The sequence below is a fragment of the Legionella sp. genome (genome assembly GCF_047605385.1).
Classification (GTDB): domain Bacteria; phylum Pseudomonadota; class Gammaproteobacteria; order Legionellales; family Legionellaceae; genus Legionella.
Genome location: NZ_JASGFU010000028.1, coordinates 1 through 20,049, shown reverse-complemented (window position 1 = coordinate 20,049; position 20,049 = coordinate 1). Strand labels below are relative to the sequence as shown.

Sequence of the window (20,049 nt, the reverse complement as noted above, 5' to 3'; positions counted from 1 at the left end):
GGAGTTACAAAATCTGACAGTGCTTTTTTAAGTCATTGCCAGATTTGCATATAAGATATGACTACCACAAAACTATTTTGCTAATTTAACCACAAATACTTCGTTTAATTTATCATGTTTCGCTTTAACAAAGCGCAAGCCAATTCCTTTGACGTGAGCCAAGTCGTCTATAGATTTAAATCCCTGATGGCTATCACGATAAGCAATAATTGCCTCAGCACGTTTTTTGCCTATGCCTTTAACTGAGCCAATAAGCATGCTTAGATCCGCTGTGTTAAGATCTATTTTATGAGCAATCATTGTTGTTTTTGCGACCGGAGGTGGTTTTGGGGCAGTATCTGCATGAACGGGAAGAGTTACGATAAATAATGATAATACAGCAGCAACATATTTTGCTTTCATTAAAGTTCTCCGAATTATTGTTGGACTAAAAAGCTCGTTCCAGAGCTGTGGCAAGTATCCCAATATTCGAAGAGTCTGTCGAGAATTATTTAATTTATTTTTGGCTCTATTTTGATTATCTCGAGTTACCTATTGAAGGCTTGAGATAGAAATAGCCCCTAGCTCCCTGCCTTATACAAAACATAAGCCACGCAAGAAGTCAATTTTTTAACCATATCTAAATGCAAAAACTCATTAGGACCATGTGCATTAGAATGTGGACCTAATACTCCAGTGATCATAAATTGCGCTTCAGGAAACTGCTCACCTAACATTCCCATAAAAGGAATAGTACCACCTTCCCCCATATAAGCAGCAGGTTTACCATAATAAATATTAGAAGCTTCAGTAGCAGCGATAGCCAACCAAGAAGAAAGTTTTGGTGCATTCCACCCTTTTGAGCCATCACCAACAGAAAAACTAACCTTGGCATTATAAGGCGGATTTTTAGTTAAAGTGTCATGAATTGCTGTAGCTGCTATTTGCGGATTGACTAAAGGTGGAAGACGCATGGATAATTTAAAAACTGTCACTGGTCGCATCACATTTCCAGCATTCTCGATTGGTGGAAAGCCATCTGCTCCAGTTACTGTCAAAGCCGGATACCAAGTACGGTTGAGAATCAACTCTTGGGTGTTTGTGGTTACAGGCTCAACCCCAGAATGCCAGGGAAACTCATCATAAATATGATTACCTAAAGCCTTAGCACAATCACGAGCTTGAACTTTACGCTCCTCAGGAATATCACAATACAATTGAGAGAGTTTCACCTCTCCACTAACTTCGTCTTCCAAACGATTGAACAATTGTCTTGCAACCCTAAAACCATCAGCCACAATTCCACTGGCATTTCCAGAGTGTACGCCTTCGCTTATTAATTCAACCGATAATTCACCAACAACATTTCCACGCAACGACGTAGTCATCCACAATTGCTCATAGTTACCCGCACCAGAATCAAGACAAATGATTAATTTCGGTTGGCCAATTCGCTCTTTTAATAATTCAATATAATAAGGCAAATCATAGCTACCGCTTTCTTCACAGGCTTCAATAATCAAAACACAACGTGGAAATGGCAAACCTTGTTTTTCCAAAGCACGGATAGCGGTTAAAGAAGAATAAGCTGAATAACCATCGTCCGCAGCACCACGCCCATATAAACGCCCATCTTTTAATACGGGCTTCCAAGGATGCAAATCTTCATGCCATCCAGACATTTCGGGTTGTTTATCCAAATGGCCATACATTAAAACTGTTTCATTAATTTGCCCAGGAATTTCTATAAAAAGGAGCGGCGTGCGGCCAGCTAAACGTAAAACTTCCAATTGCATTCCTGCAGGCGCATGTGCCTTACACCAATCAGCAATATGATCTATTGCCTGATCCATTAAACCATGCTCTTTCCATTTTGCATCAAAATGTGGAGACTTATTGGGGATCTTGATGTAATCACATAAGCTGGGAAGAATTTCTTCCTGCCACTGCTGACAAACAAAATCATACAGCGCTTGGGGATTGAACATGAACTTGCTCCTCAATAATAAAGGCAATTTTATCTGTTGCAGATTTAATATCTAAGTCTTTAATTTTATTAATAATTTCATCTTGACGGGATTCCAAATGGCGTAAAGCCTGTACTAAAACAGGGGCATTTAAGGAGTTGTCATCAATGACAATGCTAATACCCAATCCTTGGAAATATCGTGCATTTTGAATTTGATCTCCACGACTTACCTGGGTCGATAAAGGAATTAAAATATGAGGTTTACCTAAAGCCAATAACTCATACAATGAATTAGCTCCTGCCCGTGAAACAACCACTGAAGTTGCAGCAAATAAATGCGCCAAATCTTCATTAGCATATTCAAATTGCTTGTATCCAGGAAACTCATTAAGCAATGGCTCCAATTTACCCTTACCACAGAGATGAATCACCTGATATTTTTGGGTCAATTCTTCTAAAGCCCCACGTATACTGCGATTAATCGAACCAGCACCTAAACTACCACCAATGGCTAATAAGCACGGTTTTTCTTTATTAAAACCACATAAAGCCAACCCTTGCTCGCAATTACCAGTAAATAACTGTTCGCGAATGGGCGTTCCTGTAACTACAATTTTCTCTTGGCTTTTAAAATGATTTTTAGCGGCGTCAAAGGTCAGGCAAATTTTATTTACAAAAGGAAAACATAAGCGATTCGCCAAGCCTGGGCTCATATCTGATTCATGCGCCACCACAGGAATACGATTTAGCCATGCACCAACCACCACTGGAAATGCAACAAAGCCCCCTTTAGAAAATACCACATCCGGTTTTATTTTATTTAACAAAAAAAATGACTGAATAATTCCTAAAACAATTTTAAAAGGATCTAATAAATTTTTAAAACTCAAATAACGACGTAACTTACCGCTACTTACCGTATGAAAAGGAATTTTCAAAGGTTCAATCATCTCTTTTTCAATTCCTTGAGCAGAACCAATATAGGCAACATCCCAGCCTTTATGAGTGAACTCACGAATCAAAGGCATATTAGGTGCAACATGGCCTGCAGTTCCGCCTCCAGTAAAAACGATACTTGGCATCATAAAATTTTCCTAATTAATAAACTTAAGTCTATGGCCTGAATTGATTTCGTAATGGCACCAACAGAAATAAAATCAACCCCTATTTTTGCCACCTCCGCAATATTATTCAACGTGATATTTCCGGAAGCTTCTAAAGTACAAGACGAAGACTGATTAATACGTACCGCTTCAATTAACATTTCATGGCTAAAATTATCCAATAAAATGCGATCTGGCTTTGCAGCAATCGCTTCTCGCAATTCATCCAAAGTTTCTACTTCAACCTCAATAAAAACATTATTATGAGTTTGACGTGCTAAAGCAATGGCTTTAGCAATGGAACCACAGGCTTTAATATGATTTTCTTTAATCAAAAAAGCATCATAAAGCCCCATACGATGATTTACACCGCCTCCACAGGCAACCGCATATTTTTGCGCCGCTCGTAAACCGGGCAGTGTTTTTCGTGTATCCAATAAACGAGTTTTTGTACCTTGCAATTGCTGAACATAACGATGAGTTTGAGTTGCAGTTGCAGAAAGTGTTTGCAAGAAATTCAATGCGCTACGTTCAGCAGTTAAAATACTCCGAGCTAAACCCTGAATATGACATAAAACTGTTGGTTTATTCAAATAATCACCTTCACCAACTTTCCAATTGATTTTAATATTAGGATTTATCTGATGAAATACTTCTTCAACCCAGGATTGGCCACAAACAACCATGGGCTCACGTGAAATAATTTCTGCTTCAACCAAAAGTTGTGCCGGCAATAATTCAGCAGTAACATCGCCTATACCTACATCCTCTTGCAAAGCACGCGCGGCATCTATTGATACTTGTGATAAAAATTTATTCATTTGTCTGTCTTCGTTCCCGCGCAGTATAACGTGCTTTTAATAAAGGAGGAGCAATAAATGTGGTTACCATGATCATTAACACAATTGCTGAAAACAAATCATCAGAAATCACCCCCAAAGTCCGACCAATAGACGCAAAAACCAATCCGACCTCCCCACGTGGCAACATGCCAATACCAATCAACAGGCGATCGTTTTTAGGATTAGCTCCTACTCCTGAAATTAATTTACCAATCACTGCGGCAAAAATTAAGCCTGATGCCAAAACAATTACCTTCCAATTATAAAAACTTTCTAGTTTGACCTGAATACCAATAAGAATAAAAAACATTGGTGCCAAAATCGATTCCAGGGGTGATAATAAATGATAGATAGTAAGATTTATCTTTTGATTCTGTTCAATAGCTTTAAAATAATCATCATGCAAAATAACCCCGGCAGTGAATGCACCAATAATGGTTGCAAGCTGAATAAAAGAAGCCAACCATGATAAGAACATGATAAACAAGAATGAGATAAATAACTTAGCCTCCCAAGGCTCAAGAAAGCGAAAAAAATGAATTAGACGGCGCAAAACGGGCGGCCCTAAAAACAAAGCAGCAATGAAAAATGCCAATGAAGCAAAAATAATGCGCATCACCGCCATCATATCCACTGCACCTTTGATGACGATAGAACTTACCACCGCCAAAATAATTAAGCCTAGCACATCATCGAGCATGGCAGCGCCAAGAATAGTCCTTGCCTCACGAGTACGCAATTTTTTCATTTCCGCTAATACATGCGCGGTAATGCCAATACTGGTGGCGCTCAGTGTTGCAGCTACAAATAAATCTGCTTGGTAGGACTCGTTGGGTAATAAAAGAAAAGCCATGGAAAAACCTAAAATCATAGGTGCAATTACACCAATAACTGCTACTAAAAAGGAATCACGACCAGTATGCTTTAATTCTTCTATAGAAGTTTCCAAACCCACCATAAATAAGAGAAAAATAACGCCATAACGAGAAAAAATATCCACTACATAAGCAATTTTAAGATAATCTGCACCATGAGGACTACTTAGAGCAGCAACTGCTTGGCTTGCATATTCTGGGTTAGGAATAATCAAACTTACTGCCTCAGTTAGAGAACCGCCATGCAGCATCGCACTAACAATATCAAAAGTAGAAGAGCCTTCGCGCAGCAAAATAATCAATTGATAACCATAATAATAAAAGAGGTTACCAATAATCACTCCCATTAAAAGCTCACCAAGGACACTAGGCAAGTTAGCGAGTCTGGCTAAATAGCGTCCAAGAATTGCAAAGAAAAAAATTGCAGTGACATTGATTAAAACAAAGGTAATGGGATCAGAATGAGTGACATCCGGAGCTGCAAATGCAATTACAGGAATTAATCCTGCAAAAAACAACCACCTTTTTAAATGTTGCATTAGTTCCTCATTGGTAGAAATGCCAAAGAAAAAGGCAAGATGTAATAATCCCTGCCCTCAAGTTAAGGACCATCGCCTCTTATATGTAGATTGGGCTATGGGCCACCATTGAGCTCTGGTCTACTTGTTGGGCCAAGGCCCAACCTACAATTTTTATGGTAATTATGAGTTATTGCTTTGCTAAAAACAAACAGGTTTCTAATACTGAGTCTGGATTCAGCGATACACTTTCAATTCCTTCGTTCATTAACCATTGAGCAAAATCTTGATGATCAGAAGGGCCTTGGCCACAGATACCAATATATTTTCCGGCTTTGAGGCATTCTGAAATAGCCAAATGCAATAAAACTTTGACTGCGTCATTACGCTCATCAAACTGTGCGGCAACCAGCCCTGAGTCTCGATCTAAGCCAAGAGTAAGCTGAGTCAAGTCATTTGAACCAATAGAAAAACCATCAAAATGTTCCAGGAATTGCGCCGCTAACAACGCATTTGCAGGCAACTCACACATCATGATCACTCGTAGGCCGTTTTTACCACGCTCCAAGCCATACTGTTTTAGTACGTCAATCACGTTTTTGGCTTCCGCAACAGTTCGTACGAAGGGGATCATCACTTCAACATTACTTAGACCCATTTCTTCACGCACGCGTTTTACTGCCTGACACTCTAAAGCAAAACACTCTTCGAATGAGGGTGACACGTAACGAGAAGCCCCTCTAAAACCTAACATCGGATTTTCTTCATGAGGTTCATACAAAGAACCACCCACCAAATTAGCATATTCATTCGATTTAAAATCAGAAAGACGCACAATAACTGGCTTGGGATAAAAAGCTGCCGCAATGGTAGCAATACCTTCTTTTAAACGCTCAATATAATACTCAATAGGTGAAGCATAAGCCGCCGTTTTTTCAGCAATGAATTTTTTCAATTCAGCATCTTCCAGGCGATCAAAATCTAATAAAGCACGGGGGTGAATACCAATAGTGTTTGAAATTAAAAATTCAAGTCGCGCCAAACCAACCCCTGAATTAGGAATGGATTGAAAAGTAAATGCACGCTCAGGATTACCTACATTTAACATGATCTTCATGGGCAATTCAGGCATGGTTTCCACATCAAGACGTACTTGTTCAAATGGCAAAATGCCCGCATACACAAAACCCGTATCGCCTTCGGCACAACTTACAGTGACCTCATCACCCTCTCTAATTGTTCGCGTAGCATCACCACAGCCTACTACTGCTGGGATTCCTAACTCGCGTGCAATAATCGCCGCGTGACAAGTCCGTCCCCCACGATTGGTAACAATTGCAGCAGCACGTTTCATTACGGGCTCCCAATCAGGGTCAGTCATGTCGGAAACCAATACATCGCCAGGCTGTACTCGGTCCATTTCACTAACATCGTTAATAATACGCGCCTTACCTTGGCCAATACGCTGACCAATGCTTCGTCCTCCTGCTAATATCTCACCTTGTTCTTGTAACGTATAACGCTCTAAAATTTGCTTGTTATCACGACTTCTTACAGTTTCTGGGCGTGCTTGTAAAATATACAATTTGCCATTCGTACCATCCTTGGCCCATTCAATATCCATTGGACGACCATAATGCTTCTCAATGATCATTGCTTGACGCGCCAGACTTTCCACTTCTGCAGAAGTTAAAGAAAACACCAAACGCTCGGCAGGATCTACCTCAACCGTCTTCACACGCCGATTTTGTCTGGGATCATCACAATAAACCATTTTTAACACCTTGCTGCCAAGATTACGGCGAATTATCGCTGGTCTACCTGCTTGCACGCCTAGTTTATGCACATAAAACTCATCAGGGTTAACTGCTCCTTGCACCACCATTTCTCCTAAACCATAAGAAGAAGTAATAAATACGACTTGGTCAAAACCTGACTCAGTGTCCATGGTAAACATCACCCCACTAACCCCCACATCACTGCGCACCATTTGTTGAATTCCTGCAGATATAGCAACATCATGATGTTCAAATTGATGGTGAGTACGATAAGCAATTGCACGGTCATTAAATAAGGAAGCAAAAACATATTTGATCGATTTTAAAACACCATCAATACCTTTTACATTCAAATAGGTTTCTTGTTGTCCGGCAAACGATGCATCAGGCAAATCTTCTGCAGTTGCAGAAGAGCGTACAGCCACACTAAAATCATCATGGCCAATCGTTTGCGTTAAGCGCTCATAGGCATTACGTACCTCCTGCTCAAATTCAGGAGTAAACGGGGCATTTAACACCATATCACGAATTTCTTTGCCAACGACAGTTAACTCGCTCACATTATCAACGTTTAACACGGATAATTTTTTATAGATTTTTTTATCCAGGTTATTTTGGGCTAAAAACTCTCTAAAAAAATCTGCAGTGGTTGCAAATCCACCTGGTACAGCAACTCCAACTGAGGACAAGTGGCTGATCATTTCTCCAAGAGAAGCGTTCTTGCCTCCTACCTGTTCCAGATCGCGCATGCGAAGATGGGCTAAATCGATTATATGTATTTTGACCACCATAACTACCTCATATCCATAAAATTATCGTCATTCTACTTAAATTGTTGCGTAATGGGAATTAGGACGTAACTTGACCATGAGGATTAGCTAATTAAAAATTTCGGCCTAAAAGAAATCACTAGGGACAAAAGTACAAGCCATAACTGAGTTGCTTTTTAGATATCTTTGAAAGTATTATGAGTAAAAAACAACTTATCACGCATAAAATTCTATACTTTTAATTCACATATTGGCTCGCATCTAATATCATATACGCTTTACTATCTGGGCAAGCTATTTATGACTCTTTCTCCATTAAATGCCATTTCTCCTATAGACGGGCGCTACTTGAACAAAACCCGGGCTTTGAGTCCTTATTTTAGCGAATTTGCATTAACCTATTATAGGCTAATGGTTGAGGTACGCTGGTTTGAATCTTTGGCAGCTAATGATGCTATAGCTGAAATACCTAAATTAACCCCAGAAACTAAAGAGTATTTAAACAATCTGCTCGCAAATTTTAATGAAGATGAAGCACAAAAAATTAAAGACTTTGAACGCCAGACAAATCATGACGTAAAAGCAGTTGAATATTATTTAAAAGATAAATTTCAATATCATGTCAGCTTAAAAGAAGTCACTGCCTTTATCCATTTTGCCTGTACTTCCGAAGATATTAACAATTTAGCTTATGCCTTAATGGTAAAACAGGCTATTGCGCAAGTAATGCAACCCACCTTGGCAGAAATTATGGGTGGGATTACCCTATTAGGTAAACAACATGGTGATGTGGCAATGTTGGCAAGAACCCACGGGCAGCCAGCAACCCCAACCACTATGGGTAAAGAATTAGTGAATTTCGTTGCGCGCTTGAAAAGACCACAACAGCAACTGGCTGAGGTATTAATTCCTGGCAAGTTTAATGGCGCTGTCGGTAATTACAATGCGCATATAGTTGCCTATCCTGAAGTGGATTGGCGAAAGCATTGCGCTAATTTTGTGACTTCACTAGGACTATCGTTTAACCCCTACACTACTCAAATCGAGCCTCATGATGGCTTAGCTGAAGTCTCACAAATTATGATACGCATTAATAACATCCTACTGGATTACACTCAAGACGTTTGGAGTTATATTTCCCTAGGCTATTTTAAGCAAAAAACAGTGGCTCAAGAAGTGGGCTCTTCCACTATGCCACACAAAGTCAATCCCATTGATTTTGAAAATGCAGAAGGAAATTTAGGATTAGCTAATGCTTTATTTATGCATTTTGCGAATAAATTAACGCAATCTCGTTTACAACGTGATTTATCAGATTCTACTGTCTTGCGTAATATTGGTATGGCCTTTTCTTACAGTTTAATTGCTTATCTTTCTATCGCTAAAGGAAATGAAAAATTACAAATCAATAAACAAGCACTGCAAGATGACTTAAAAAACAATTGGGAAGTATTGGCAGAAGCCATACAGACCATGATGCGTCGTTATAATGTACCTGACGCCTATGAGCAATTAAAAGCGTTAACACGTGGCCAGGGTATTGATGAGCAGAGTTTAAAACAATTTATTCAAACTTTATCGATTCCTGAAGAAGCCAAAAAAAGCTTGGTAAAATTGACTCCTGAAAATTATACAGGTTTGGCCGCATTGCTTGTTAAGGCTTTTTCATGAATGGCGTTTTATCGCAACAAGGTTCAACCTATGAATTTGATGTTCTTGTCATAGGGACAGGATTAGCAGGCCTACAATATTGTTTGCAGTTACTTAATCTACAGCCTCATTTAAAAATTGCGCTAATCAGCAAGGCTGAAGCGATTGAATGTAATAGCCGTTATGCTCAAGGTGGCATTGCCACTGTCTCTTTAGCAGAAGATTCTCTAGAGTCTCATATTTCGGACACGATTCTTGCCGGTGACGGGCTGTGCCATTTACCAGCAGTGGAATTCATTATCCGCCAAGGTCCAGAGATCATCAAGCAACTAAAAAATTATTCTATTCATTTTAAAAAAGATCAAAATGGCAAATATAATCTGGCACAAGAAGGTGGGCATTCGCATCGCCGCATTTATAATTGCGGCGATCAAACTGGTTTAACCATTACACAAACCATGAATCAATTAGCACGCCAACAAAAGCAAATTCATTTTTTTGAGCATCACATCGCTGTTAATTTAATCACTCACTATCACCCTCATCGTACCGACATTCAAGGTGAAGTCTTAGGCGCTTATATACTTGATTGCAACCGTAATGTAATTCATTCTTTTGTAGCCAACTGCATTGTTCTGGCAACTGGCGGTGCTGGTAAAACCTATCGATACACCACTAATTCTATGGTTGCCACTGGAGATGGCGTTGCCATGGCATATCGTGCTGGAGCACGCGTAGGAAATATGGAATTCTATCAATTCCATCCTACGCTACTGCATCATCATAGTTTAAATAATTTTCTTATCTCTGAAGCAGTACGCGGCGAAGGGGCCATTCTTAAAAATGCGGAAACGGGCGTGCGCTTTATGAAAGATTATGCTCCCGACCAAATGGAGCTTGCAACGCGTGACGTAGTTGCTCGTGCAATCTTCACCGAAATTGAGCGCAGCCAAATTGGTTATGTCTATTTAGATATTACGCATCAATCCAAAAGTTTCTTACAAAAGCGTTTTCCACAAATTTATAATATCTTACTTTCGATTGGTATTGAGATGAGCCAAGATATGATTCCAGTGGTGCCTGCAGCACATTATCAATGTGGTGGTGTCCTCACGGATATTGATGGTCGAACGGACTTAAAACGTCTCTATGCTATTGGTGAGGTCGCGTTTACCGGTCTTCATGGCGCTAATCGCCTAGCCAGTAATTCTTTGCTAGAAAGTTTGGTGATGGGTGCTAATGCTGCGTACTGTTCTTTAAAAGATATTTCTACTCCACAAAAATTCACTGCACCCATTCCTCAATGGAGTTCCCCAGGGGAAGTCAATACTCGTCGTGCCAGCCAAATCAATGCTCAATGGCGTGGCTTACGAGGTGAAATGACTTCTTATGCAGGAATTGTACGTACCGAAGCAGGTCTGCAAGATCTACTACAATTAATAATGAAACGGAAAAAAATAATCGAAGAGTATTATTGGAAACACTGCATTACCCGGGATTTTATTGAACTTAGAAATATTATTCTTAATGCTGAATTAATTGTACGTGCTGCTTTGGCACGACGTGAATCTCGTGGTGGTCACTTCCGAGAAGACTATCCTAATAAAAAACCTCAAGCTCAAGAGAGTATTGCGAAAGTAGGATGGTCAGATATTGTGCCTGAATAATAGACCTAATTTAGAGATTGGAAAAGATGTTTAAAGATTCAACTGCTTATACTCCTGAAACGACTTTAATGCGTATCAGCAATGACATGAGTATTTGTCAAAGCGATTACCCTTTAGATTGGTACCAAGAAGATTTTATTCCCTATGCTCAAGAGTACCAAGCCTTACCAGACCGTAAATTAACCACTGTTTTAGCCTGGATGACTCCTTATTTAGAAAAAGCTAAAGATTATTTTGGTGATCAATTAATGCTTTTAGCTCATTATTACATGGGAGGAGAAATTGTCCGTTTAGTAGAGCAATTTGGTGGTATTATTGGTGATTCTTATCAATTAGCCTTAAAAGCAGCAGAGCATCCTGAAAAATCAGTGATTATTGAATCCGCTGTGCACTTTATGGCAGAGTCCATTAGTATTTTGGCACATAAAAATCAACAAGTTTATATTACTAATCCCAAATCTGGTTGTACTATGGAAATGCTGGCTAAAGATTTTATGGTTGAGCCTGCCTTTCTTGATTTAAATGAGCGTTATGGTGCTGAAAATATTTTGCCCGTTTGTTATATGAATACTTCCGGCCGTGTTAAGGCTTTGACTGGTGCTCAAGGCGGTGCTGTTTGTACCAGTTCTAATGTGAGAAAAATCTTTCAATGGGCACGGAATCAAAATAAAAAGATTCTGTTTATTCCTGATCAACACATGGGTGAAAATGTTGCTTATTGGTTGGGGATAAAAAATCTGGCTTATTGGCCAGGAGGAACAGCTGGAGCGCACTATTCCTTAAGCGCACAAGATGCCAAGACATTGAAGCAATTTGACGACTCTGAATTAATTTTATTCGCCAGTCAATGTGCAGTCCACACCTTCTATCAACCAGAAATGTGTGACTATTGGCATAGTCAATTCTATACGACCATAGTTCACCCCGAATGCCGTAATTCAGTGATTCGCGTGGCGCAACATTCAGGCTCTACCGCTTTTATTTGGGATTATGTAGTTAATGATCGCGCAAAAACAAAGCGCTATGCCATTGGTACTGAAAATCATATGGTGGAAAATTTAAAACAACATTGTAACGGTTTGGGCATAGATGTTGTAAATTTGGCAGAAGCTCCGAAAACAACTGATGAAAAAAGTATGGGTTGCGGCTGTGCAACGATGTCTCGTAACGACCCTCCGCACTTGGTTGCTTTAGTTGATTTGTTAAGACAAGGAAAAAGCATGTCTTACAATGAAGTAAAAGCAGGCGATGTAGTTAATGAGTTTACCGGAACTCGATATAGGTTACCTACTCTGGACCAACAATGGGTCATCGATAATGCGAAAAAATCACTGCAAATGATGATTGATATTACTGAAGACCGAATTTAATACATGGACTCACTTTGTTAAGAGGTGAGTCTCTATCTTCCTGAAACTGCCACAAAAAATTGACACTCTTCAAGGTTTTGTGTGCATGAAAAACCACCTAAAGTTTCTATCCAATTATAATCAATACGCCCCGGTATTTTAGTGACGACCGGCCACCAAATAGAATATTCCCCTGCAGAATTACGATAAGTACAAGTCACTCCACGCCCATAACCAGCGACTAAAATATTGGCGCGAATAAAACGAGTATTATCATCGCCTTGCGGCCGCAAAGAATAAGGATTAAGCAGCCAAGGAGCAGGCACTTCCCCCCATTTTAATGAAGTAGTTTGCGGATGAGGACAATAAGCTGCGTAGGCCTTAGCAAATGAGATAAAAATCAATCCCAAGGCTAAAAATTGATATTTCTTCATAAAATACAATCTCCAATAATTTTTTTTAGAATTATACACCAAAACCCATTGTGAGAATCTATTTCTTTGTTATAATGACGGCCTCATTGCCTGGGTGGCGGAATTGGTAGACGCGCCGGATTCAAAATCCGGTGGTGGTGACACCGTGTGGGTTCGAGTCCCACCCTAGGTACCAAGTACAATTTTTGTAATTGTTCGTAAAGGTTCAAGACAGTACGTAACTGATTGATTAATAATAAAATAATATCGACTTCTTCTCAAATCCTTCTCAACTATTCGTTACTTTTCGCATATAACCGCAAGAACTTTGGGTAAGATTTTGGGTAAGATTTTATCGGATATGAAAAAATTATGTGCAATCTCTTTAACATTATTAGCTTCTAATGCTTTTTCTGAAATGGATATGATACAACAATTTAAACAAGAATATGGATTACTGGATAATGAAATAAAGATAGTCAAATTAAAAGATTTTATGAAATCAACTATTAAGAGCAGTAAAGATCAAAGATTTATGAGTGAGCTCGTTGAGAACATGAAAAAAACAAAAAAAGATATGGATTCTATTGGATATACAACCAAGGAAAATTTAGAAGTTAATGCCTTATTGAACGAATTTAAAGACCAATCTGTAAGAAATTATATCAAAAGTAAATCTTCTGAGCTTTCAGATACAATAGATCAATTTAAAATTGGTTATAATTATAAAATTATTAATCCTAAATTTTATAATAAGCATTGGGGTTATTCTCTCATAGGTGGATATAATAAATGCTATAATGGCGAATGCCAGGAAGGATGGACAGGTGTTAATGAGATATTTGAAAAAGATAATTTAACCTGCAAATATTCAGAATATAATACAAATATAGCTCATGGTGGAAATGAGCTGGTTGAAGAATTTATTACATATAACATTAATAATAACCCAACTCTTGAGCTTGTAATCAAAGACAATAGTTATTTAAAATCCGGATTTTTATACAGAATTTCATGGTTTCAAAAAGATTTTGACAACAAATTAGAGTGTGCATCTACAACTTATTCTAAGGAAACATTAGATAAAGTAAGATCTTTCGCAAAAGAAATAGATAATAGATAAAGACGCTTACGGTAGTGTTCAATAAACTGTGTCATCTCTAAAAAATTGATATAATATTTGCAATATTTTAGAGAGGACCTATGAATATATGAGTAACGATTTAACTAACTTTAATTACAATGAATTTAAAGCGGAGGCCATAGAAAAAATACAGGCTGGCCAACCGATAACAGGTAAGGGAGGAATACTAATAAAAGAATTGTTAGAATCAGCGCTAGAAGGCGAATTAGACGCACACTTACTGGAAAGTAGAGGGGCTGAAGTAAGCAATCGTCGTAATGGAGAAAGTAGTAAGCAAGTCCAAACAAGGAATGATAGCTCTGAGCTATTTACCCCACGAGATCAGGAAGGAAGTTTTGAGCCAGAAATCGTCAAGAAACGTCAAACGGTATTGAATGAATCATTAGATAATAAAGTTTTGGGAGAGTGTTTAGTTGCCAGTGGTTCATCTTGTGCTAATGTATCAATAATCTCAACAAAGAGATTATTGAAGACTGCTTTATGTTTATCTTTTATCTCACGCTTATAATCACGTTTAAATTGGGTCGTGTACTCAATCGTCCTCATTATTTAAATCATCCATGAGCGATTGAACGGTTTTAAACGATTTTAACTGGCCGCGTTGTGCTTCCTTCATTGCTTGATAGTTTTCTGATTTGGGATCAGGGGTTCAAAGGATAATGCATGCTCTTTAGCTATGCGTGTTAGCAACATACGGAATACAGCTGAAGCCTCTTCTTTAATATGCTCATCAATTCTCGCTCTTACCACTGCATTAGTAGTCATTATATTTATCCTCTCTATGAGCTACATTGTGGCTCAAAATTCATATTCGTGCGTATCTATTCGCATTCTTTCGTTTATGATAAGATATGCTGCAATGTTGGGTAAGCTTCGAGTCCATATTATTTTAATTCAATAAAATCAATGAATTGCGTGTAGGTTCGAGTCCCACCCTAGTACCATTGAATTATTCTTATAATAATCTTTCCAATATAGCATCAATGAATAGCTTTATATAAATTACTTTTACCACAGCCATTTGCTCCGACAATAACATTGATATTCTCCATTGATAAACGCATATTTTGAATCGAACGATAGCCTTGAATAGAAAGTGTTTTAATTGACATATTTATTACCAAGCTGATTATTCAATATTCTCACCGATGCACCCTAGCATAAAAAAGAAAAATTTCAAGCTGTTATTTAATTTTATTTTTTGTTATAATGAGATAGGTTCATGAACTTAAAAACAATTTTTTGTGGATAACTTTAATTTTCTTCATTATTCCTCTCTTTGAAAAAATACCAATAAACACCTTCTCATTTTTGAAAATACTGGATTCATGGAGTCTTTCCTCATTAATTAAGGTTATAAACCATACTGGAACATATCCACAAAATCTGTGGATAACTCTGTGTGTAGTCTTTGGAAAACCCATAAACATGCACCTTCTTCTTTTTGAGCACAAATCAATCATCATGCATTCTCTATGAAATATCATCAAAGGATTTTAAAGAAGTTAGAATGTCCTATAAAATAACCAAACAATAAATAATACGCAGATTGAATATTATCAAAATAACAAGAAGTTATGACAATTGATCTTCTTTCTCTTAACTTAGATCAATTTTATTGCTTGTATTTTGCTGATAATGATTTAAAATGACACAAATTAATAGAATTTGGAGATAATTTGTGTCAAGAAATATTATAAAAACAAGTGGTGGCGTAGCAGCAAAAACAATGTTTAATCTGGTAGAGGATAGGTATTCTATCGTCGAATATGATACTCTTTTTTTTACACCATTTAAGAACTCACCTGATACTTTTTTTCGAGCAACTCAAGTAGTAGCTGCTCCTTTCGCTTTAACAGCATACTCTGCCCCCTATATTCTAAAAGCTGGATTCGAACTTTTAAAAGCAATTGGTAATATACTTACTTTAAATTTTTCTAATGCAGTACGCAATGTAGGAAAGGCCTTAGGAAACACAATAATTTCAACTGGAATTCTAATAAGCGCTCTATTAAGTCCATTAATCAATTTTGTTGACTTTTTAGGTAGTATCATGACCTCACTAGAGGAAGCCTCACAAGTGTCAGACAAGCAGTTTTCCTTGAGTTGCAGTAGATAATCACGCGGGCTCCGTTGCTATTTTGTTATGGCACGGCAGCCATTAGACCTCTTGCTGGTTTGAGGTTTAATTTTAAGGAGGTTATGCAAGAGGTCTAATATCTTCTTCGCCCATACCATGCATTTCAACTTCGATTTTCAAATCGATTAATATCGAATTCTTCACCCGACACATCGCAGAGCAATCTCTTAGACAACCCTTATTTCATTCGAAAAAATGCAGAAACATATTTGCACTTAAAAAATCTTTGGTTTGATGTACGCACTAATAAACTGTTACAACTCCAATCCTAAAAAATTGATCTTTATGATTAAATATTGATCTATACTTAATGAGTTAAACATTTTAAGGGACAGAACTTATGGACAAGTTCGTATTTGATAAGGTTGTTATTCAATTAATTGCGCAGCCCTGAAAAAATTAAAGTGTATTAAAGAAATAGCTATTGTCTCGAGCGCTACTCACTTATTTGAAGAACAGAGAGCGTTGAAAGAAGTAGCACATCTTGCCAAAAATTGGTTTGTCAATTATTTAGTATAGAAACATAGCTATGACAAGGAGTAAGGGGGTTTTATGGAAAAAGATAATCATCAAAGATTTATAGCAATACTTAATAATACTATAGAACCACTTCCACAATCTGGGCAATATTTATCACTTTTAGAATCAATTGAGGATGCGCGTATAGTAATGATTGGGGAAGCCACTCATGGTACACAGGAGTTTTATCAAACAAGGATTGAAATTACACAACAATTAATTAAAGATAAAGGATTTATGGCGGTGACAATAGAAGGAGACTGGCCTGATGCTCATCGAGTTCATCGGTTTTTACAAGCCAGAAGCGAGGATCGCAACGCTGCGGAATCTTTAGATGATTTCAAACGCTTCCCAACATGGATGTGGCGCAATACAACCCTGCCTCCTTTTCTAAAATGGCTTCGTGAATATAATGATAAATTTTCTGCATCGCACAAAGTTGGATTCTATGGACTTGATCTCTATAGCCTCACTACCTCTATGAAAGCGGTGGTACGTTATTTGCAAAAAGTTGACCCGCAGGCCGCCCTGGAAGCTAAAAATGGAGCAAACAATCAGGATGAGAAATAATTACTGTCATATATTTTCCTCAATTTGAAAAATATCGTGGCATTGATGAAAAAATCTAATGCATAATGAAGCTGACCTTGCGTTTCTGCATGTATTTTAAAAAGAGGTTGAAATTTCTTTACCGTAGAATTCAATGTAACGAGGAGTTCTATTCCTGCTGCTTTTGCCTCAGGAGCTCCCGCTAATTTAGCAATAGTTGCAATATGGCGGTTATCTATATTGCGGATTAAGCCTGATCAATTACCACATGAGTTGAACCAACAGCGATTTTTTTGATAAAATTGAGGCAACCATCTGCCCTACATTATCAAGATTTACTGTGCGTTCAATTCTAATCAGTAAATCATCTGCAGGGCTAATACCTATAGCGCTACCCCACACGATACAACCCTGTTCTTTCTACACTATTTTTTTCATCGTAGGGATACCCAGTGTTACATTCTTGAGCGTTAAATCCTTCTGATTTGCAAATAAGACAATCTTCGCGCATATAAACAATTGGTTCTTTATATGTGGTAATTCCTAAATATTTAAGAAAAAGCTTATTTTTTTATTCATAGAGACAAAAGAAAATTATATTTATTACTAAATCTTAGAGCAGTTTTTGCCAAATACCCAATATTTGAAATTGAATCTATACTCAATATATTTACTTTTTCATTGAAAATGTGAAATTCCTTCTTATCTAGATTGGGCAACATTATGCGAGGATTCTAAATGAAAATGCATGCCATTGTTAATGAAAAATAACAATGAAAAATTAATCTCTACGCAAAATGAAGTTCTGGATGATCTTTGATATAGGCGATTTACTGGCTCAGCAGTTATTATTAATTAAAAATTAAGGCAGCGGCTACTCAATGAAGAGAAAAAACTTAATCAGTAGTCTATCGAGCGTTTTACAATCTCAATGGCAATCGTTTATTGCGTTCCTCTCTCTCGTAGCTATCGGTATCCATCTTATCCTGAGTGCTGGAAATACAACGTTCCTCAACCTTCCATTGGTGTTTTTAATTATCATTGGCGGAATACCATTATTTTTACAAATTTTTTTGAAACTGCTCAGAGGGAATTTAGGAGCTGATTCTCTTGCTGCAATTGCGCTAATCACAGGGACTATCTTACAACAATACTTAGCCGCCTCGTTAATTATTCTCATGTTAGCCAGTGGTCAAACATTAGAACGCTATGCGCGACATAAAGCTTCTTCTGTTCTAATGGCATTGGCAAAACGTATACCCGCACTTGCTCACCGAAAGATTGATAATGAAATTGAAGATATTTCATTGGTTGACATTCATATTAATGATGAAATTGTTATTTATCCACATGAAATTTGTCCTGTTGATGGCATTGTGATTGATGGCAATGGCTCTATGGATGAATCTTATCTTACAGGAGAGCCCTATCAAATTTCCAAAGCACCCGATGCATCCGTTTTATCGGGGGCTATAAATGGAGAATCAGTACTTATTATTCAAGCAACCAGGCTATCTGTGGATTCAAGATATGCGATTATTGTGAAAGTATTAGAAGATGCTGAACAGAAACGCCCATCAATTCGCCGGTTAGGTGATCAAATTGGAGCTATTTTTGCCCCTGTAGCACTTCTATTTGCAGTTGCCACTTGGTATTTTACAAATGATGCCATTCGTTTCCTTGCAGTACTGGTTATTGCAACACCATGTCCTTTATTAATCGCTATTCCCATTACGATTATTAGTGCTATTTCACGAGCTGCGAAACAAGCTATTATCATAAAAGATCCTATTGTTTTGGAACAGTTACCTACCTGTAAAACTGCTATTTTCGATAAAACAGGAACACTTACCTATGGAAGACCAACTTTAACCGAAATTTATACCGCTCAAAATTATACAAAAGAACAAATCTTACAATATGTTGGTAGCCTTGAGCGTTATTCAAAACATCCTCTTGCTAGCGCTGTAATTAAAGCAACACAAAAATGGCATATTGATTTAATAGAATCGACGAACGTATCGGAGAAGCCAGGAAAAGGTTTAAACGGTATCATTAATCATCGAAAAGTGAACGTTACAAGCCGAAAAAAATTATTAGAAATGATGCCTGAATGTAAACCGTTACTACCTCCTGTTTCTCCAGACTTAGAGTGCATTATTTTGTTAGATAATCAATATGCGGCAGCTTTACATTTTCATGATGCACCACGAGCCGAAAGCAAATCATTTATTAGTCATTTAATGCCTGCGCATCAATTTAAAAAAATTATGTTGGTTTCCGGGGACCGAGAATCAGAAGTTAATTATCTAGCCGAATTAATTCCGTTTACAGAAATATATGCCTCTCAAAGCCCTGAACAAAAATTAGCTATTGTGCGTAGTGAAAGAAAAAAAGCCCCTACAGTGTTTATGGGAGATGGGATCAATGATGCACCCGCTTTAACCGCAGCCACCGTAGGGATTGCTTTTGGACAACATAGTAATGTTACTGCTGAAGCGGCAGGGGCTGTTATTATGGAAAACACTTTAAGTAAAGTGGATGAATTACTTCATTTAAGTATTAGTACGAGAACCATTGCAGCCCAAAGTGCTGTTGGTGGAATGCTTTTGAGTCTCATCGGAATGGGATTTGCAGCAGCTGGTTTTATAAATCCGGTTATAGGTGCAATTCTTCAAGAATGTATTGATATTCTTGCTATTATTAATGCACTACGTTTAGCCTTTGGCTCTAAAATTAAAATTGATTTACCCAATGGTTAAAAATAGATGTTAATTTAACAGG

Annotated in this window: 16 protein-coding genes, 1 tRNA gene and 3 pseudogenes; 9 read left to right on the top strand and 11 right to left on the bottom strand. The window is 37.8% G+C overall.

All coding sequences use genetic code 11. The features are described from left to right. Positions 1 to 72 precede the first annotated feature (72 nt). From QM652_RS08140 to ppsA, 6 genes are all read right to left on the bottom strand, one after another. Positions 73 to 402 carry a ComEA family DNA-binding protein gene (locus tag QM652_RS08140; protein ID WP_415074643.1) on the bottom strand — a complete coding sequence of 110 codons (330 nt, stop codon included), beginning with the start codon at positions 400 to 402 and terminating at the stop codon, positions 73 to 75. Positions 403 to 560: 158 nt separating this feature from the next. After that, positions 561 to 1,967, bottom strand: coding sequence for a M20 family metallopeptidase (locus tag QM652_RS08135; RefSeq protein WP_415074642.1), 1,407 nt, complete (start codon positions 1,965 to 1,967; stop codon positions 561 to 563). After that, a complete protein-coding gene (locus QM652_RS08130) occupies positions 1,942 to 3,033 on the bottom strand; it encodes an undecaprenyldiphospho-muramoylpentapeptide beta-N-acetylglucosaminyltransferase (RefSeq protein ID WP_415074640.1) in 1,092 nt (363 codons plus the stop codon). Before QM652_RS08130 ends, QM652_RS08135 begins: the two co-directional genes overlap by 26 nt. Beyond that, positions 3,030 to 3,872: a carboxylating nicotinate-nucleotide diphosphorylase gene (nadC, locus tag QM652_RS08125; RefSeq protein ID WP_415074638.1), complete on the bottom strand. Its 843-nt coding sequence runs from the start codon at positions 3,870 to 3,872 to the stop codon at positions 3,030 to 3,032. The genes QM652_RS08130 and nadC overlap by 4 nt, the downstream gene beginning before the upstream one ends. After that, a complete protein-coding gene (locus QM652_RS08120; protein WP_415074636.1) occupies positions 3,865 to 5,307 on the bottom strand; it encodes a cation:proton antiporter in 1,443 nt (480 codons plus the stop codon). The genes nadC and QM652_RS08120 overlap by 8 nt, the downstream gene beginning before the upstream one ends. 169 nt (positions 5,308 to 5,476) lie before the next feature. Then, the gene (ppsA, locus tag QM652_RS08115; protein WP_415074634.1) at positions 5,477 to 7,855 is read right to left on the bottom strand and encodes a phosphoenolpyruvate synthase; all 2,379 of its coding nucleotides are present in this window, start codon (positions 7,853 to 7,855) and stop codon (positions 5,477 to 5,479) included. Between the two features lie 279 nt (positions 7,856 to 8,134). Between ppsA and purB the strand changes: the two genes are divergently transcribed. The 3 genes from purB to nadA are packed head-to-tail and all read left to right on the top strand — an operon-like array spanning position 8,135 to position 12,521. Beyond that, positions 8,135 to 9,505, top strand: a complete 1,371-nt coding sequence (purB, locus tag QM652_RS08110; RefSeq protein WP_415074632.1) for an adenylosuccinate lyase — start codon at positions 8,135 to 8,137, stop codon at positions 9,503 to 9,505. Then, positions 9,502 to 11,151: an L-aspartate oxidase gene (gene nadB, locus QM652_RS08105; RefSeq protein ID WP_415074630.1), complete on the top strand. Its 1,650-nt coding sequence runs from the start codon at positions 9,502 to 9,504 to the stop codon at positions 11,149 to 11,151. Before purB ends, nadB begins: the two co-directional genes overlap by 4 nt. A 26-nt stretch (positions 11,152 to 11,177) precedes the next feature. After that, entirely contained in the window at positions 11,178 to 12,521 is a 1,344-nt protein-coding gene (gene nadA / locus QM652_RS08100; protein ID WP_415074628.1) for a quinolinate synthase NadA, read from the top strand. 32 nt (positions 12,522 to 12,553) lie between these two features. Here the strand turns inward: nadA and QM652_RS08095 are convergent, their stop codons facing one another. After that, complete coding sequence (locus QM652_RS08095; RefSeq protein ID WP_415074627.1) at positions 12,554 to 12,934, bottom strand: DUF3757 domain-containing protein; 381 nt, start codon at positions 12,932 to 12,934, stop codon at positions 12,554 to 12,556. Positions 12,935 to 13,022: 88 nt separating this feature from the next. On the opposite strand from QM652_RS08095, the gene QM652_RS08090 reads away from it, so the two are divergent. The 3 genes and pseudogenes from QM652_RS08090 to QM652_RS08080 all read left to right on the top strand — a co-directional run. Next, positions 13,023 to 13,109, top strand: a tRNA-Leu gene (locus QM652_RS08090). A 144-nt stretch (positions 13,110 to 13,253) separates the two neighbouring features. Beyond that, the gene (locus tag QM652_RS08085) at positions 13,254 to 14,036 is read left to right on the top strand and encodes a hypothetical protein (RefSeq protein WP_415074625.1); all 783 of its coding nucleotides are present in this window, start codon (positions 13,254 to 13,256) and stop codon (positions 14,034 to 14,036) included. Between the two features lie 88 nt (positions 14,037 to 14,124). Beyond that, positions 14,125 to 14,547: pseudogene (locus QM652_RS08080) on the top strand (transposase); the annotation flags it as partial. Here the strand turns inward: QM652_RS08080 and QM652_RS08075 are convergent. The 3 genes and pseudogenes from QM652_RS08075 to QM652_RS08065 form a co-directional block, all read right to left on the bottom strand. Further along, a pseudogene (locus tag QM652_RS08075) lies at positions 14,505 to 14,603 on the bottom strand (hypothetical protein); the annotation flags it as partial. The pseudogenes QM652_RS08080 and QM652_RS08075 sit on opposite strands and share 43 nt — an antisense overlap. A 66-nt stretch (positions 14,604 to 14,669) precedes the next feature. Then, positions 14,670 to 14,822 (bottom strand): type II toxin-antitoxin system RelB/DinJ family antitoxin, encoded by a 153-nt coding sequence (locus QM652_RS08070; RefSeq protein ID WP_415074623.1) that lies wholly within the window; start codon positions 14,820 to 14,822, stop codon positions 14,670 to 14,672. Positions 14,823 to 15,037: 215 nt separating this feature from the next. Then, positions 15,038 to 15,169, bottom strand: coding sequence for an AAA family ATPase (locus QM652_RS08065; RefSeq protein WP_415074621.1), 132 nt, complete (start codon positions 15,167 to 15,169; stop codon positions 15,038 to 15,040). A gap of 569 nt (positions 15,170 to 15,738) precedes the next feature. Between QM652_RS08065 and QM652_RS08060 the strand changes: the two genes are divergently transcribed. Together QM652_RS08060 and QM652_RS08055 are read left to right on the top strand one after the other, a co-directional pair. After that, positions 15,739 to 16,176, top strand: a complete 438-nt coding sequence (locus tag QM652_RS08060; RefSeq protein WP_415074619.1) for a hypothetical protein — start codon at positions 15,739 to 15,741, stop codon at positions 16,174 to 16,176. Positions 16,177 to 16,749: 573 nt separating this feature from the next. Beyond that, a complete protein-coding gene (locus QM652_RS08055) occupies positions 16,750 to 17,286 on the top strand; it encodes an erythromycin esterase family protein (RefSeq protein ID WP_415074617.1) in 537 nt (178 codons plus the stop codon). On the opposite strand, the pseudogene QM652_RS08050 reads toward QM652_RS08055, so the two are convergent. Next, positions 17,271 to 17,685: pseudogene (locus QM652_RS08050) on the bottom strand (hypothetical protein); the annotation flags it as partial. The gene QM652_RS08055 and the pseudogene QM652_RS08050 sit on opposite strands and share 16 nt — an antisense overlap. 461 nt (positions 17,686 to 18,146) lie before the next feature. On the opposite strand from QM652_RS08050, the gene QM652_RS08045 reads away from it, so the two are divergent. Beyond that, a complete protein-coding gene (locus tag QM652_RS08045; RefSeq protein ID WP_415074615.1) occupies positions 18,147 to 20,027 on the top strand; it encodes a heavy metal translocating P-type ATPase in 1,881 nt (626 codons plus the stop codon). Positions 20,028 to 20,049 lie beyond the last annotated feature (22 nt).

What these genes read in the sequence shown, in the direction of transcription:
- QM652_RS08135 (WP_415074642.1), bottom strand. Translation starts at nt 1,967, where the DNA reads ATGTTCAATCCCCAAGCGCTGTATGATTTTGTTTGTCAGCAGTGGCAG.
- nadB (WP_415074630.1), top strand. Translation starts at nt 9,502, where the DNA reads ATGAATGGCGTTTTATCGCAACAAGGTTCAACCTATGAATTTGATGTT.
- QM652_RS08070 (WP_415074623.1), bottom strand. Translation starts at nt 14,822, where the DNA reads ATGACTACTAATGCAGTGGTAAGAGCGAGAATTGATGAGCATATTAAA.
- QM652_RS08045 (WP_415074615.1), top strand. Translation starts at nt 18,147, where the DNA reads ATGAAGAGAAAAAACTTAATCAGTAGTCTATCGAGCGTTTTACAATCT.
- QM652_RS08120 (WP_415074636.1), bottom strand. Translation starts at nt 5,307, where the DNA reads ATGCAACATTTAAAAAGGTGGTTGTTTTTTGCAGGATTAATTCCTGTA.
- QM652_RS08055 (WP_415074617.1), top strand. Translation starts at nt 16,750, where the DNA reads ATGGAAAAAGATAATCATCAAAGATTTATAGCAATACTTAATAATACT.
- purB (WP_415074632.1), top strand. Translation starts at nt 8,135, where the DNA reads ATGACTCTTTCTCCATTAAATGCCATTTCTCCTATAGACGGGCGCTAC.
- nadC (WP_415074638.1), bottom strand. Translation starts at nt 3,872, where the DNA reads ATGAATAAATTTTTATCACAAGTATCAATAGATGCCGCGCGTGCTTTG.
- QM652_RS08130 (WP_415074640.1), bottom strand. Translation starts at nt 3,033, where the DNA reads ATGATGCCAAGTATCGTTTTTACTGGAGGCGGAACTGCAGGCCATGTT.
- nadA (WP_415074628.1), top strand. Translation starts at nt 11,178, where the DNA reads ATGTTTAAAGATTCAACTGCTTATACTCCTGAAACGACTTTAATGCGT.
- QM652_RS08140 (WP_415074643.1), bottom strand. Translation starts at nt 402, where the DNA reads ATGAAAGCAAAATATGTTGCTGCTGTATTATCATTATTTATCGTAACT.
- QM652_RS08065 (WP_415074621.1), bottom strand. Translation starts at nt 15,169, where the DNA reads ATGTCAATTAAAACACTTTCTATTCAAGGCTATCGTTCGATTCAAAAT.
- ppsA (WP_415074634.1), bottom strand. Translation starts at nt 7,855, where the DNA reads ATGGTGGTCAAAATACATATAATCGATTTAGCCCATCTTCGCATGCGC.
- QM652_RS08095 (WP_415074627.1), bottom strand. Translation starts at nt 12,934, where the DNA reads ATGAAGAAATATCAATTTTTAGCCTTGGGATTGATTTTTATCTCATTT.